General features: G+C 68.7%; 17 protein-coding genes and 1 pseudogene. 10 read left to right on the top strand and 8 right to left on the bottom strand.

Annotation, left to right across the window (positions count from 1 at the left end):
• Positions 1 to 7 precede the first annotated feature (7 nt).
• Both ACFYPS_RS13825 and ACFYPS_RS13820 read right to left on the bottom strand, forming a co-directional pair.
• Complete coding sequence (locus tag ACFYPS_RS13825; RefSeq protein WP_354966558.1) at positions 8 to 328, bottom strand: hypothetical protein; 321 nt, start codon at positions 326 to 328, stop codon at positions 8 to 10.
• Positions 329 to 331: 3 nt separating this feature from the next.
• The gene (locus ACFYPS_RS13820) at positions 332 to 748 is read right to left on the bottom strand and encodes a YbaB/EbfC family nucleoid-associated protein (protein ID WP_354966559.1); all 417 of its coding nucleotides are present in this window, start codon (positions 746 to 748) and stop codon (positions 332 to 334) included.
• Positions 749 to 1,033: 285 nt separating this feature from the next.
• Here ACFYPS_RS13820 and ACFYPS_RS13815 point away from each other — a divergent pair, with 285 nt between their 5' ends.
• The 4 genes from ACFYPS_RS13815 (at position 1,034) to ACFYPS_RS13800 (ending at position 2,771) form a co-directional block, all read left to right on the top strand.
• Positions 1,034 to 1,372, top strand: a complete 339-nt coding sequence (locus ACFYPS_RS13815; protein WP_387324668.1) for a hypothetical protein — start codon at positions 1,034 to 1,036, stop codon at positions 1,370 to 1,372.
• 354 nt (positions 1,373 to 1,726) lie between these two features.
• Positions 1,727 to 2,059 (top strand): hypothetical protein, encoded by a 333-nt coding sequence (locus ACFYPS_RS13810; protein WP_354966561.1) that lies wholly within the window; start codon positions 1,727 to 1,729, stop codon positions 2,057 to 2,059.
• Between the two features lie 84 nt (positions 2,060 to 2,143).
• Positions 2,144 to 2,458 (top strand): hypothetical protein, encoded by a 315-nt coding sequence (locus ACFYPS_RS13805; protein WP_354966562.1) that lies wholly within the window; start codon positions 2,144 to 2,146, stop codon positions 2,456 to 2,458.
• Complete coding sequence (locus ACFYPS_RS13800) at positions 2,445 to 2,771, top strand: hypothetical protein (protein WP_354966563.1); 327 nt, start codon at positions 2,445 to 2,447, stop codon at positions 2,769 to 2,771. The genes ACFYPS_RS13805 and ACFYPS_RS13800 overlap by 14 nt, the downstream gene beginning before the upstream one ends.
• A gap of 52 nt (positions 2,772 to 2,823) precedes the next feature.
• On the opposite strand, the gene ACFYPS_RS13795 is transcribed toward ACFYPS_RS13800, so the two are convergent.
• A complete protein-coding gene (locus ACFYPS_RS13795) occupies positions 2,824 to 3,609 on the bottom strand; it encodes a hypothetical protein (protein WP_387324664.1) in 786 nt (261 codons plus the stop codon).
• Between the two features lie 327 nt (positions 3,610 to 3,936).
• Between ACFYPS_RS13795 and ACFYPS_RS13790 the strand changes: the two genes are divergently transcribed.
• Together ACFYPS_RS13790 and ACFYPS_RS13785 are read left to right on the top strand one after the other, a co-directional pair.
• Positions 3,937 to 4,191: a type II toxin-antitoxin system prevent-host-death family antitoxin gene (locus ACFYPS_RS13790; RefSeq protein ID WP_354966565.1), complete on the top strand. Its 255-nt coding sequence runs from the start codon at positions 3,937 to 3,939 to the stop codon at positions 4,189 to 4,191.
• Positions 4,188 to 4,513 (top strand): annotated as a pseudogene (locus ACFYPS_RS13785) (type II toxin-antitoxin system VapC family toxin). Before ACFYPS_RS13790 ends, ACFYPS_RS13785 begins: the two are co-directional and overlap by 4 nt.
• 80 nt (positions 4,514 to 4,593) lie before the next feature.
• Here the strand turns inward: ACFYPS_RS13785 and ACFYPS_RS13780 are convergent.
• The 3 genes from ACFYPS_RS13780 to ACFYPS_RS13770 all read right to left on the bottom strand — a co-directional run bounded on the left by ACFYPS_RS13780 (position 4,594) and on the right by ACFYPS_RS13770 (position 6,891).
• Positions 4,594 to 4,848: a hypothetical protein gene (locus ACFYPS_RS13780; protein WP_354966566.1), complete on the bottom strand. Its 255-nt coding sequence runs from the start codon at positions 4,846 to 4,848 to the stop codon at positions 4,594 to 4,596.
• Between the two features lie 426 nt (positions 4,849 to 5,274).
• Positions 5,275 to 5,550 (bottom strand): hypothetical protein, encoded by a 276-nt coding sequence (locus ACFYPS_RS13775; protein ID WP_354967227.1) that lies wholly within the window; start codon positions 5,548 to 5,550, stop codon positions 5,275 to 5,277.
• A gap of 120 nt (positions 5,551 to 5,670) precedes the next feature.
• On the bottom strand, positions 5,671 to 6,891 hold the full coding sequence (locus ACFYPS_RS13770; protein WP_354967228.1) for a DUF5937 family protein: 1,221 nt from the start codon (positions 6,889 to 6,891) through the stop codon (positions 5,671 to 5,673).
• On the opposite strand from ACFYPS_RS13770, the gene ACFYPS_RS13765 reads away from it, so the two are divergent.
• On the top strand, positions 6,881 to 8,215 hold the full coding sequence (locus ACFYPS_RS13765; RefSeq protein ID WP_354967229.1) for an MFS transporter: 1,335 nt from the start codon (positions 6,881 to 6,883) through the stop codon (positions 8,213 to 8,215). The genes ACFYPS_RS13770 and ACFYPS_RS13765 overlap by 11 nt on opposite strands.
• 997 nt (positions 8,216 to 9,212) lie before the next feature.
• On the opposite strand, the gene ACFYPS_RS13760 is transcribed toward ACFYPS_RS13765, so the two are convergent.
• Together ACFYPS_RS13760 and ACFYPS_RS13755 are read right to left on the bottom strand one after the other, a co-directional pair.
• On the bottom strand, positions 9,213 to 9,386 hold the full coding sequence (locus tag ACFYPS_RS13760) for a hypothetical protein (protein WP_354967230.1): 174 nt from the start codon (positions 9,384 to 9,386) through the stop codon (positions 9,213 to 9,215).
• Entirely contained in the window at positions 9,383 to 9,601 is a 219-nt protein-coding gene (locus ACFYPS_RS13755; protein WP_210916388.1) for a flavin reductase, read from the bottom strand. The genes ACFYPS_RS13760 and ACFYPS_RS13755 overlap by 4 nt, the downstream gene beginning before the upstream one ends.
• 371 nt (positions 9,602 to 9,972) lie before the next feature.
• On the opposite strand from ACFYPS_RS13755, the gene ACFYPS_RS13750 reads away from it, so the two are divergent.
• From ACFYPS_RS13750 to ACFYPS_RS13740, 3 genes are all read left to right on the top strand, one after another.
• Positions 9,973 to 10,374: a GntR family transcriptional regulator gene (locus ACFYPS_RS13750; protein ID WP_210916389.1), complete on the top strand. Its 402-nt coding sequence runs from the start codon at positions 9,973 to 9,975 to the stop codon at positions 10,372 to 10,374.
• A gap of 528 nt (positions 10,375 to 10,902) precedes the next feature.
• Positions 10,903 to 12,132: an IS110 family transposase gene (locus tag ACFYPS_RS13745; RefSeq protein ID WP_354967231.1), complete on the top strand. Its 1,230-nt coding sequence runs from the start codon at positions 10,903 to 10,905 to the stop codon at positions 12,130 to 12,132.
• A 206-nt stretch (positions 12,133 to 12,338) separates the two neighbouring features.
• The gene (locus ACFYPS_RS13740; RefSeq protein ID WP_354967232.1) at positions 12,339 to 12,695 is read left to right on the top strand and encodes a DoxX family protein; all 357 of its coding nucleotides are present in this window, start codon (positions 12,339 to 12,341) and stop codon (positions 12,693 to 12,695) included.
• The last annotated feature ends 180 nt before the right edge of the window (positions 12,696 to 12,875 follow it).

Genomic DNA, 12,875 nt, shown 5'->3' with positions numbered 1-12,875 from the left:
CCAACGGTCAGCCCAACTCCCCGGCCAGCGCGCGGAAGCGGCCGACCAGCTCCTCCTCGACGGCTGTCATGTCGTCCGCTAAGGCCATCAGATCCTCGCCGCTGCTCTGGTACTCGTCGGCCATCGCGGCGCAGCACTCCAGCAGATAGCCGGAGATGACCGGAAAGGAAGCGGCGACGAGGGTGCCGAGCATGTCTCCGCCCCACGGCTCGCCCAAGCCCTTCAGCCGCGCGTCGAGCCCCTCGATCGCCGTCGCCAGGCGCTCACCCACGTCGACGAGCCGGGTGCCGGCCGCCTGGACCTGATCCGGATCGATCTCCAAGGACATCGGTCAGCCTCCTGACCGCGCGATTCGGGTCTGAGCGGCGGTGAGCGTGCTCAGGAACGACTGCATCTGGCGCACCGACTGCTGCTGGACGCCTTCGAGGCGCTCGAGCAGCACGGACGGATCCGGCACGTCCGGTGCGTCGGTGACCGTGCGGGCCCGCAGGTCGTCGAGGGCGGCGTTGACGGAGATCGTCAACTGTTCGGCAAGGTAGTCGCCGCCCTCACGCAGCACCTGCGGCGACACGGTGATCGACTCGATCCGACCGCCCGGAGCAGCCACCACGGTGATCAGGCCGTTTGCCGCACTGGCCTCGCCGCGGGTCTCGACGCTCTCCTCCGCGGGGCGGCTGGCCCGCAACTCGCGCAGGGTACGCAGAGCGTCGTCCATCGACTGGCGGAACTCGTCTGCGCTGGCCGTCATGAAGGGCTCCTCTCCGACCGGCCGGCGGCTTCCCGGCAGCGACCCGCCGCAGTGGACAGTGCGCGTGGCCCTCGTACTGTCCACTGGTGAACGGCTCGGAACGGACCGTACCCGATCGTTCACCGCCGCGCGGGACGCCCGCAGCGCATGCGGCGTCTTCCGAGACCCAGGCGTGCCGGTGCGCTCGGCCCCGACCTCTCATGTCTGCGGGTGACGGCGGGGTCGCGGTGCGTGGTCGGGCTGTGGCATGGTGCGGTCGTGGGCGAGACGGGGCGGACGGATCCGGTGACGGCGGTGCCGGACAAGCTCGATCAGTGGCACGACTTCCGCAAGAGCGTCGCGCTGGTGTCGATGGTGCTGTTCTTCTTCTGCGTGGTCGGCCTCGGCTTCCTGGTCTACCAGCTGGCGATCGTGGGGGACGACGGTACCTTCAGCGTCTGGTCGTTCTTCCGCTTCATGTCGGTGGCGACACCCCTCGGGGTGGCTGCCGTGGCCGGCCTCGGCGTCCACCGAGCGAGCACCAATGCGGAGTCGAAACGGCGCGGTCGGATCATGGCTCTCGCGTTGCTCGTTGCCGCGGTCCTGCTCGTGGTGACGGGCATCATCGGGGATCGCCTGTCGTGAGCTTCTCGGTCGACCCCAGCGCCCTGGAGCGCGCCGTCTCCCGCCTCAACGACGCCGCCCTCGACGCCCAGACCGCCAAGGCGTACACGCTCAAGCACACCGACCTGCCGTGGCACGGTCAGGGCCTGCTCAACGAAGCGTGGCCCGCACACCAGAAGCTCGTCGACGAGATGAACAAGCGGCTCACCCACCTGATGGAGCTGCTCGGCAAGTCACGCGACGCACTTCAGGAAACCGCCGACTACTACCGGCGCACCGACACCGGCAGCGCGGCCCGGCTGGACGCGACCTACCCGACCGTCGACCGCAGCGGCTATGAGCTTCCCCGTGGTCACCCGACGGGTGGAACCTGCCGTGAGAGAGCCGACCGACTTCCTCGTCGAGCCCGGCGAACCCGATCCCACAATGACCAAGGGCTTCGCCAACCCGATCGGCGTCCTGGACGCGATCTCCATCTCGCACTGGGTCAACCAGATCATCAAGGACTGCGCCGGCTACGACGTCATCGGCACCATCAGCAACGCCCTGGTCGGAGACTGGGAGAGCTTCTACAAGGCGGGCGATGCCTACGGCAACCTCGGCCAGAGCCTGCAGGCCCTCGGTCAGAACGTCAGTCCGACCGCCTCGCACATGGATCAGCAGTGGGACGGCCAGGCCGGTGACGCGGCTTTCGTCTACTTCCGTTAGCTCACCAAGGCACTCGTTCTGCAGAACCTCGTCCTCATCGAGATCAAAGAGAAGTACCACGAAGCGGCGCGCGCCATCTGGCTTTTGGCCGACATGATCGACGGCCTCGTCAAGATGATGATCGACAAAGCCATCATCATCGGCGTCAGCGCCGCCGCAGGCACGGCGCTCATCGAACCCGGCGCCGGAGCCGTCGTCGGCTACGGGGTCGCCGCCTGGCAAGCCATCGAACTGGTCAAGAAGGTCAACGACGCCGCGCTGAAGATCCAAGCCGCCGGCACCGCGATCCTCGGCTTCTTCAGCTTCATCAAGACCCTCGCCGAGCAGGGCGGCGACCTGTCCAAGGTGCCCCTGCCCGACCAGCCCTACACGAGCCCGGTGGTCCGTGACCCAACCTGAACCACCACCAGAGCAGCAGTTCCTCGACCTCACCGAAGGCGACCCGGGCCTGGCCAGGCTCCTCCACGCCAGCCTCACCCGGCTACGCGAGGGAGCCGCCGGCGGCGACCTCCAGGAGATGGCCCGCGACGTCCTCGCCGGCCACGCCGACCTACGCCAGATCGCCGCGAATGACGCCTATGGCGGAGAACTCCTCGACCGCTACCACCGGTTCAGAGACTGGGAACAGGACCTGGACCCCGACGAGCGGCAACGCATCACCGACCAAGCGACCGAACTCGCCGCGGACCTGGGCACTCAGGAACAGCAGTAGGCGCCACTGGCCGGGCTGGACCCTGTCGGACCCCGAGTGCACAGCGGCGACCTCATTCGTCGCGCTGCAGCCGGCCCGTCTCCCCGCCCTGGGCGTCGAAGAGCACGAGCACGTCGCCGTCCAGCCCTGCCCGCCACGCCTTCATGAGCCAGAAACCCACCGGAACGTTCTCACAGCCAATCGCCGTGGTGGGTCCGCTGGTGGCGAGGAAGTCGCCCGCCGGTCCGGCGACCCATCGCCCTCGCTCACCGTTGCAGCCGTCGGAACCGCGCCATGAGCCGTCGTCGCGCAGCTCCACGTACGGCCCCCCGGACCTGAACCTGCCCGGCCGAGCATCAACCGGCACCCATCGACCGAGCAGGGTTTCACGGGACGCTGGCGTCAGAGCCGCCGGCAGCGCGGCGGCCGGCGCGAAGGCACGCCGGACCTCGTCGGTCACCACGGGCAGCTCCGCCGGAGACGGCAACAGGTTCGGCCCGGGGGTGGGCTTAGCGCCGGGCAGCAGCCGGGCGACGTGCCCGCCCTGGTCGTCGAGCAGAACGCGGCTGTCGCCCTCGACGCGGAAGGCGCCGGCCCGACCCAGCCAGGCAGGGGTGAGCTCAGGACCGGGACGGCAGTTCCGGGCGTCGTTGCCGGAAACCGAACGTCCGGAGGCGCCGGCGACGAAGAGGCCGTTGACATTGGCCCGCCACGTCCCCATCACCACGCCGCAACGGTCGAACAACAGCAGGCCGTCGTGCTTGTCGGGTGTGAGCTGCAGAATGTCACCCGCTCCTTCGTCGACCTCCGCCAGCTTCCAGGAACCGATCAGCGCGACAGGATCGGCCGCTGGCGACACGGCCGGTGCAGGGTCCGTAGCGGCGGCCTGGGAACCACCTGGAGCCGCTGTCTCCGAGCCGACCGGCTCGTTGCAGCCCCCGAGCAACAGCCCGACCGCCGCGACAGCTATCAAGTACCTGCTCCCGCTCATCTTCTCCCCCGCCCCGACGCCCGCCGGGCGGTTGAGCGGCCCGGACCTGAGGTGATTGGACGAGCAACCGCCATCACCAGTTCCATCGCCATGGTTCGGATCGTCGTCGCCGGACCTCGACCGGAGCAGTCGAACCGCTGGCGCATGGAGCCACGCAGGCTAACTAAGCTCTTAGCTAACCGAGGGGGTTGCGCCATGTCGGCTGAGGCCGTGCACTACAACATGCATGATGCCAAGACCCACCTGTCGCGCATCATCGAACGGGTGGAACACGGCGAGGAGATCATCATCGACCGGGCCGGCACCCCGGTGGCGAAGGTCGTTCCGGTGGTGCGTCGGGCCAACCGCACCGCGGTCGGCTCCCTTGCCGGGCAACTGGGCCTTTCCGGTGGCTGGGACTCTCCACAGACCAATGCCGAGATCGCCGCCGACTTCGGCATCGGCGCATGACCCTGCTGCTGGACACCCACGTCGTGCTCTGGGCCATCACCGGCGACGCGACTCTCGGCACTGAGTTTCTCGACCGGCTACGCCGTGAGCCGGACATCTTCCTCTCCCCGGTCAGCCTGACCTCGCCGAACGGGTAAGGGACATGGGCTTCCGTGAAATCCCGGTGAACCACGCCCACGCCATCGCCGCCGGCCGCCTGCCGCCGCATCACCGCGACCCCTTCGACCGCATGCTGGTGGCACAGGCGATCACCGAGAGTTTGACCCTGGCCTCCCGCGACGCGTCGATAGCGCTGTACGACGTGGACGTCCTCAAGGTGTGATCGGACGGGCTCGATCAACGCCTGACGCCAAAGTGCGGCCTGCTGGCGCGCCTCTCGGTCTGGTTCGGCTGGCAGAGGAGTCAGGGAAGACTGGTCTCCTGTCCAGCCTCCAATCGGCCGGCTCGACGGTGAAGTTCCGCAGCTATGTCATCCCAATCGGGACCGAAGGCATGTAGGTCGTTAGCCGCCACCCGCAACAGCTCGACATCCGCCGGCCGCTGGAGGCAGGCCAGCCGGAAGGCGAGGTTTCGCGCCCAGACCGGAAGACCCATCCAGTCCTCCTCCAGCATCACCTTCAGCATCGCCACGATCTCGTCAGCCGATGCGAAGGTCACCACCTCGACGTACGCACTGGCAACGCTCTCGCTATACCCCGACCAGCGAGCAACCGGGCCAACTCAAGCAGCGACATGCACTCCGGGGCGACGGGCTCGGCGCCAGAGGACTCCTCGGGACGATCGCTGGGACCCCTATCCAGTAACGCCCGCAACCAACCCGTCAGTTTCACAACTTAGAAGCTAACCGCTCCCCACGGGGCGGACCAGACGCGGCCCGCCGACGCCTGGCGACGTTCGACGGAGGTGAGTTGAAGCGGAACTAAGGGCCGCTGCCGCACTACCAGCGGCTGGCCTAATACGGCGAGTGAGCTGCGGAGACGATCCGACAGCGTCCCGGTGCGTCCACGGGTGTCCGTCGTGATCGTCACCCAGTTTGTCACCCACTTGGCCCGGATGCTGCTTACAACGGCCCAGCCCTGTCCGTCACTCGACCTCATCGGGTGCCATGAGGCCCAAGCCACGGGGCTGAAGGCGGATGAACTCGCGCCACCCGGTGTCCGTCTCCTCGGCGGCCACTCGCTCGAACATCGCTAGCAGGGACCTGCGATCGGCATCGGACAGGCTCTGGAGCGGGTAGGCGACATCCTCCAGCGCACGTATTGCGGAGTCGGGGTCCACCGTGTCGCTGTCGCTCTGCTCCAGGAAGGCCAGACATGCCAACAAGCTCTCGATCAACGCCTTGTGGAGGTTGTCCGGCATGAAAAGAGGCTACAGGTGTTCACTTGGCGTTGTATTGATCCCCCTGCCAGTCATAGGCATCCGAACTGGACGGGCCACGCTTTGAGCTCGTCTTCCTGCCCACGTACGCGTCCTGGCTGTTCAGCGGCCGAGGACGTCCGCCAGTTGCTGCCCCAGGCCGGTGCAGGCCTCCATGTCCAGGCGGTACGTCACGTAGCGGCCGCGGCGCGCCGAGATCAGCAGCCCGGCCGCCTTTAGCACCGCGAGGTGCCTGGATACCTCCGGCGCCGTCACCCGCCAAAAGTCGGCCAGTTCGCCGGTCGTGTGCGGACCTCGGGCGAGCGTGCGGCAGAAACGTAGCCGCAGCGGGTGCGCAAGCGCGGTCAGCCGAGCATCCAGCTCGTCCACCCGCAACACTGGGCGCGGGTCCCAGCCCGGTGCCGGGTACTGCAGCACGGGCAGCCAGCCGGGCGCGTACACGACGGTCATATGCGGTGCGCCGTACGCGCTCGGGATGAGCGTCATCCCGCCGCCGCGACCGTCTGCGGTCTGGTCCTGCAGCTTGTCGATCGTCAGAATGCCGCGCTCGGTGTCGACCCCGATTGCGTGCGAGATCCGGCCGAGGGCGCCGATACCCTCGCGGGCCAGGTCGAAGCGTCGACGGTCGGCTTCCTCGGCGAGCGCTGGGCGGACGCGTTTCCAGACCGTGCCGAAGAAGGCGGACTCGCAGGCGAGCAGAAAGCGTCGTACCCGCTCGCGCTCGGCGGCCGGATCGGCGAGCAACCGCTCGGCCCACGCCGCCTGCCGCGGCCCTCGGGCGCGGGCCGCGGCCAGCGCCCGCTGCCGCACGATCGGGTCACGCAGCGGCGACCACATTCGCGGCGCCGGTGAGACGGCCCGATGGGCGGCGAGCGCCGCAGCGACCCAGCGCTCGTCGTCCAGGCGGTCGACGTCGTCCAGTTCCTCGCGCAGGCTCGGCCGTGGATCGGGCGGGAACAGAAAGTCGGCCCGGCCGGAGTGCCAGAGCAGACCAAATTCCTCGAGGTCTGGAGCCAGCTCTGCGGGAAGGGCAGCCGCCATCATCGCAACCGCCGCGGCGGTGTCCGGATGATGCTGCGGCTCCGCGAGCACGTGCAGCACCGCGCCGAGCTCTGCGAGCGGCGACGGCGTTATCCGGATCCGATCGGCTGGTACGCCGGCGATGTCGACCGAGGTAACCACAGTACTGATCATGGCAGGGGTCCGCGCCCGGGCAGACCGATTGACGTCGTTTATCAATCGACGAGGCATGGATTGACGACGCTGGCCAACCCGGGTCCCTTCGCAGCCGTATGGCCGGACGATCGGAGCCGTGACGACCACCCGTACGACGCTTCGTGAGCTGGTACGCATCCCGGGCGGCGGCCGCTACGCGCTCAGCGCCACAGTCGAGGCAGCGACCTCCGGGATGCTGCGCCCGTTCATCGTGATCTACGCCGTGCTGATCGGGCTCAGCGCGTGGCAGGCCGGTATGACGCTGACCGTCGGCATGCTGGCCGGCCTCGGCGCCGTCCCGCTCGCCGGACGGTGGATCGACCGCGGAGCGCGGCGGGCCCCCGCCGTCGCCGCGCTACTGGTGCGAGCGGTGGGGTCGCTGCTGCTTGGCCTGGTGCCCGGCATCGCCGGATTCGCGATCGGTGCGGTGCTCATCGGCGTCGGCACGCAGATCGCTCCACCCGCCAATTCCGCGCTGGTCGCCGCGCTGGCCGGCCCGGCCCAGCGTGCGGCGGCGCTGGCCGCGGGCCGCTCGCTGCGCAACGCCGGCCTGGGCGCCGGCGCCCTGCTCGGCACGGTTCTGGTCGCGAGCGGGCCGGAGGTGCTCCGCTGGCTCGCGCTGGCGACGGCGCTCGGGTGCGCGTTCGGCGCGGCGGTGATCGCCCGGGTGCCGCTGCCCCACCAAGATGTTCCGGCCCCCGCCCCGGCTGCGGCAACGAAGGAAGCGCGCGGTGCCGGCCTACGCACCGTTACCATCCTGGCCCTGGCCGGCATTCCGTACGCGTTTTACGCCGACATCCTCGAGATCGCCCTGCCGCTGCTGCTGGTGCAGGGCCTGCACGCGTCCCTGGCGTGGCCCTCGGGCATCTTCGTCGCCAACACCGTCATGGTGATTGCGCTGCAGCTGGTCGTGGTAGTGCGCCTCGCGAAGTGGCCGCACCGCACCGTGCTCTTCTGGTCCGGCCTGTTGCTCGCCGCCTCCTACCTCGCCTTCTGGCTCGGCGGGGCGACCGGCGGCGGCCCCGGCACGGTGCTCGTCGCGCTGGTCATCGTGCCTTACACGCTGGGTGAAATCCTCTACACCGGCAGCAGCGTGCCGCTGGTGATCGAGTCAGCACCGCCACACCTGATGGGGCGCGCGCTCGCCCGCTGGCAGCTCAGCTACGGCCTGGCCCGGGCCGTCGATCCCATCATCATCACCGGTCTGCTCAGCCTGGGCGCGGCGGCGCTGTGGCTGCCGCTGGCCGCCGCGACCCTGCTGGGCGCAGCGACGGTGCGCCTGGGCACTCGACGGCATCGTCTGCACCGTTCGCGTGGGCAGTCCATGAGTCATGCCGTGGCAGATGGCGGGAGCCCGGCCGTCGATGGTCCCCTGATCAAGAGCGTTCACGGTGAGACTGTTACGTCCAGATCTGTGAAAGCCGGAGGTTAGACTTCTCCCGGCTACTCGACCTGAGAGCACCAACGCTTGGTCCCGGCTCACCCTGATCGTGAAGTCCTCCGCCACCGTGCCGAGGCCACCGTCCGCTCGGCATGCCGCCGGCGACGCCAGACGGAAGCTGAAGTGCAAAGGCAGTCACTTTGCGTCCGGCGAGCCGCCAGTTCGGCTGATTCGTTGACAGGCCGTCTGTACCGCTCGCCGCTCATAGTAGGCCTCGACCGAGTCCTAGTTGTCGCAAGCCACAGGCTCGAACTGCCATCCCGTCGCCGTCAACCCGCCCTGCGGGGAGCGGGCCGCCGCCCGGCACGCCACGTCAAGCGGACCTTGACACAGGTTCGGACGCTGGCGTGCCGGGCGGTGGTCTGCTCGGCTCGTTCCGTGGTCGACGACGGCGGGATGGCCTACCGCAACCACCCACGGACCGCGACCCGCCGACAGAGCCCCTGCCATCCTGGAGCCGGGGCGCCCCCGCCGGAGGCGCCCTGACCGCAACCCCGCGACCGACGCCAGCTCGCCGACGTGGCCGGAGTGCGCTTCCCTGCGCCGCGCGGGCTTGTGGCCGCGCGGCCCGGCCGGCTGCCGGCCGCACCCCTCATCGGTCAACGGTCTGTCGTTCTGCGGCGGCCCTCCGGGCTTCCCGCTTTCCGCGCCAGCCGCCGGGCGTCCGGCGCGCGCCCAGGCTGCGGCGCGTGCGGCCCGTTGCGGGCCGCCTTGATAGACGTACAGAAAGTCCTCCCACATCGGCTGGCAGCCGGCCGTCCCGCCCCGACCTTCGCTGCTGTACCGGCCAAGATCGCGGCACCAGCGGGCCCACAAAGGGCCGTTGAACTGCGGAGAAGTGGGCCGCCAGGGACTCGAAACCTGAACCTATGGATTGCCGGCGAGCCAGCCGGATCGGGTGCGGTACGAGGTCATCCGGGCTGCTGGCGTGCGTCTCGGCCGGGTTCGGCTGGCACGGTTGCTGTACTTCGCTGCTGTAGTGCTGGCATCAGACGAGACGCTGGATGCGTACCTTCGCACGCTCGTTCCTGAGGTGGCGTTGCTTGTGCTGGCGGACCTGCTCGTCCCAGACCTCCTGGTCGTAGTCCGGGTCTGGCGGGATCCACTTGTGCGAGCCGTCGCTGTAGTGGAACTTCTCGTCACTGGGTCGCAGGATGCTCATCGAGTCCAGCCGAGGAAGCGGTAGTGCAGGTGGCCTGCGGGGACGTGGGTCAGGTCGTGGGCGGCTTCGACGAGTTGGGCTGCCAGGTAGAGGGTGAGCGACACCGGGGCTCGGTCGTACTCCGCTCGCAGCTCTCGACGGCGGGTGTGGCAGGGCCAGTCGGCACCGCAGCCACCGCAGGTCCAGGCCGGCGTGATCGGGAGGTGGTTGGTCACTTCGGCTCCCTCTGCTCGGCCGGCGGTTCCGATGACGGAGCGGATAGCCGGCCGTCCTCTGAGGGCCAGTGACCCCGGTTGATCGGGATTCGATGCCTCGCATGGCAGGGCAACTCGCCCCCGCATCGGCAGACCTTCCGCCATCGCTGCCATGACCAGACCGGCCGGTGCCGCCTCGCCAGGGTTAGCGCGACAGCCACCAAGTACTCCTCGTACGACACGCGAGGCACCAGGTCTCCCCTCGGGCATTCTTCGATCTCACGGGCAGGTGGAGCCGGCCGTTGGCTGTTGCCCCAGCTCATGTCACCGTAACGACGTAGGACTGTAGATACAATAAGATGTAGAACTGTTGGACATGTAGCGTCACATTCGTGATCGACCCCAGCGCGGATCGCGCCGTGTTCCGGCAGCTCGCAGACCTTCTGCGAGACCGGATCGCGTCTGGCGACCTCGCGCCCGGGGCCTCGCTTCCCAGCGAGCTGCGGTTGGCTCAGGAGTACGGGCTGAGCCGCACGAGCGTCCGACAGGCTGTAGCGCTACTCCGGTCGGAAGGGCTCGTGATCGTGGAACCACCGCGCGGCACATTCGTCCGCGCCGACGAGCCGACCGAAACGGTGACCCTCCTCAAGGGCGACACCGCCACCGCTCGGATGCCCACCCCCGCCGAACGGCGCGAGCTGGAGATCGGTGAGGGCATCCCGGTCATCGTGATCTTCCGCGCCGACGGCTCGCGCCAGGTGTACTCTGCCGACCGCATCCGCGTCGGCCGCTGACCGATCCCCGCCGCCGTTAGCGAGCCCCGCCGGGGGGATGCGGACTCAATCTGTCGGCCACTGCCAGCCGGTGCCGGCCCGCGTCAATGAGCAGGTGCCGGACGTCGTCGATTCACGTTCAGGGTCGACCCGCGTCGACGCTGCCGCTGCCTTCTTGCTGCCTCGTTGGCTGACGCCTCGCTTACAAGCTCTGTGCGGGTCGTTTGGCGTCATCTCTCCGTGTTCGCGACCTCAGGCGACTGGCCGTACTCGGCTGCCGAGGAGCGTCCTCGTCCGAGGCGGTTGCTAATGAGAGTTACCGGGTCGGTTGCGGCAGACTCGGGTCCGGTAGCCGCTGGCGGGTGAGCACTCCCGGTTGCAGGGCGCTCTGGCAGCCCTAGTGACAGATCGTGCCCCTGCCGGTGGTCGGGAGACGAGACCGCTGATGGGATGTCGTGCCCGCCGCTCGCCGGGGTGAGCACTTGTTCATTAGCTTGCGGAGGTCTCCCGAAGGCTGCCTGAGGTCCGCTGTGGACTTGGGAGGCTGGTGTGCTGTTCGTGGGAGACGACTGGGCCGAGGACCACCACGATGTCGAGGTACAAGACGACGCGGGTCGGCGGCTGGGCAAGGCGAAACTCGAGGAGGGGATCAGCGGCATTGCCCGCCTGCACGCGCTGCTGGGTGAGCAGCTGGGTGACGACGATGAGCCGGTCCAAGTGGTGATCGGCATCGAAACCGACCGGGGCCCGTGGGTGCAGGCGCTGATCGCCGCCGGCTACCAGATTTATGCGATCAACCCGCTGCAGGTCGCCCGGTACCGGGAACGGCGCGTCGTCTCGGGTGCCAAGAGCGACGCCGGTGACGCGCACGCCCTGGCTGACATGGTGCGCACCGACCGGCATCAGCTACGACCGGTCGCCGGCGACAGCGCCGGCGCCGAGGCGGTCAAAGTGGTGGCCAGGGCGCACCAGACGCTGATCTGGGAACGCACCCGTCACACGCTACGGCTGCGGCAGACGCTGCGGGAGTTCTTCCCCGCCGCCTTGGCCGCGTTCGACGACCTGACCGCCACGGACGCCCTGCACCTGCTGGGCAAGGCCCCCGACCCTGCCACGGCGGCCCGGTTGACGACCTCGCAGATCACCGCCGCGCTGAAGCGGGCCCGCCGCCGTGATGTGCCGGCCAAGGCCGAGAAGCTACGGGCAGCGTTGCGCAGCCAGCAGCTCGGCCAGCCGCCCGCGGTGACCGCGGCTTACGCGGCCACCGTCCGCGCCCAGGTCGCGATCCTGGGCACACTGCAGACCCAGATCAAGGCAATGGAACAGCAGGTCGAGGCACATTTTGGGCAGCACCCGGACGCTGAGATCTACCTCAGCCAGCCCGGCCTGGGCCGCATCCTCGGCGCCCGGGTGCTTGCCGAATTCGGCGACGACTCCACCCGCTACACCGACGCCAAATCCCGCCGCAACTACGCCGGAACCAGCCCGATCACCCGCCAGTCCGGGAAGAAAAAGATCGTCCTGGCCCGCTACGTGCACAACGACCGGCTCATCGACGCCCTCGGCCGACAGGCCTTCGCCGCCCTGATCGCCTCCCCCGGCGCCCGCGCCTACTACGACCGCCAACGCAACCGCGGCCTCGGCCACCACGCCGCACTACGCCAACTCGGCAACCGCCTCGTCGGCATCCTCCACGGCTGCCTCAAAACCGGCACCGCCTACGACGAAACCACCGCCTGGCAACACCACGAACAGCACGACCAACCGGCCGCTGCTTGACACCCAAACCTCATGGGATGTCTGTCACCGTTGCTGTCGACAGTCACCCCTCGGTACTTGCTGGCAGGTAAATGTCCGGGATGGGCCGCTGGCTCCGACGTCTCTGGTGAGGGGCACTACTGAGGTGCCAGCAGAGGACAGGAGAGGCCATGTCAAGGCAAAACGCGCTCCCGGGAGCCCACCGAGCCGCCATGATCACAGCTTGGGTGCTGCAGATCGTGCTCGGCTTCGCCATTGCCGGGGGCGGGCTGCTCAAGCTCACCGGCGATCCGAGCATGGTCGAGATGTTCCATGACATCGGTGCCGGCCAGTGGCTGCGCTTCGTGGTCGGCACACTCGAAGTAGCGGGCGGGGTGGGCCTAGTCATCCCACGTGTGCGAGCACTGGCCGCACTCTGCCTGCTGGTGTTGCTCCTCGGCGCAACCGTCACCAACGTCGCGGTGCTAGGCACCAATCCGCTCAGCGCTCTTGCCTTCGCAGTCATGGCGCTGGCCATCTTGCTACTGCGCCGGCAGGAATTGCTGACGAGACCCAACTCCATCACGTCCTGGTCGAAGTCCTGACCTACGGATTGCCGGCGAGACGGTCGCCTGGTGCTGGTCCACCGCGTGGACCTCGCGCCTTGATTGATGTCCCGGTTCACCACCGTCCGCTCACTGCGCAGACTCTTCCTGTCGGCGGTCTCGTCGGGCACCGTGTCTGGTGCCGGCGATCTCGGGTCGTCGGCGCACCTGGTCCCCACC

Source organism: Micromonospora sp. NPDC005087, from assembly GCF_042872965.1.
Lineage (GTDB): Bacteria > Actinomycetota > Actinomycetes > Mycobacteriales > Micromonosporaceae > Micromonospora.
Note: the sequence above shows the minus strand (reverse complement) of the source record. Positions and strands in the feature narration are given on the sequence as shown.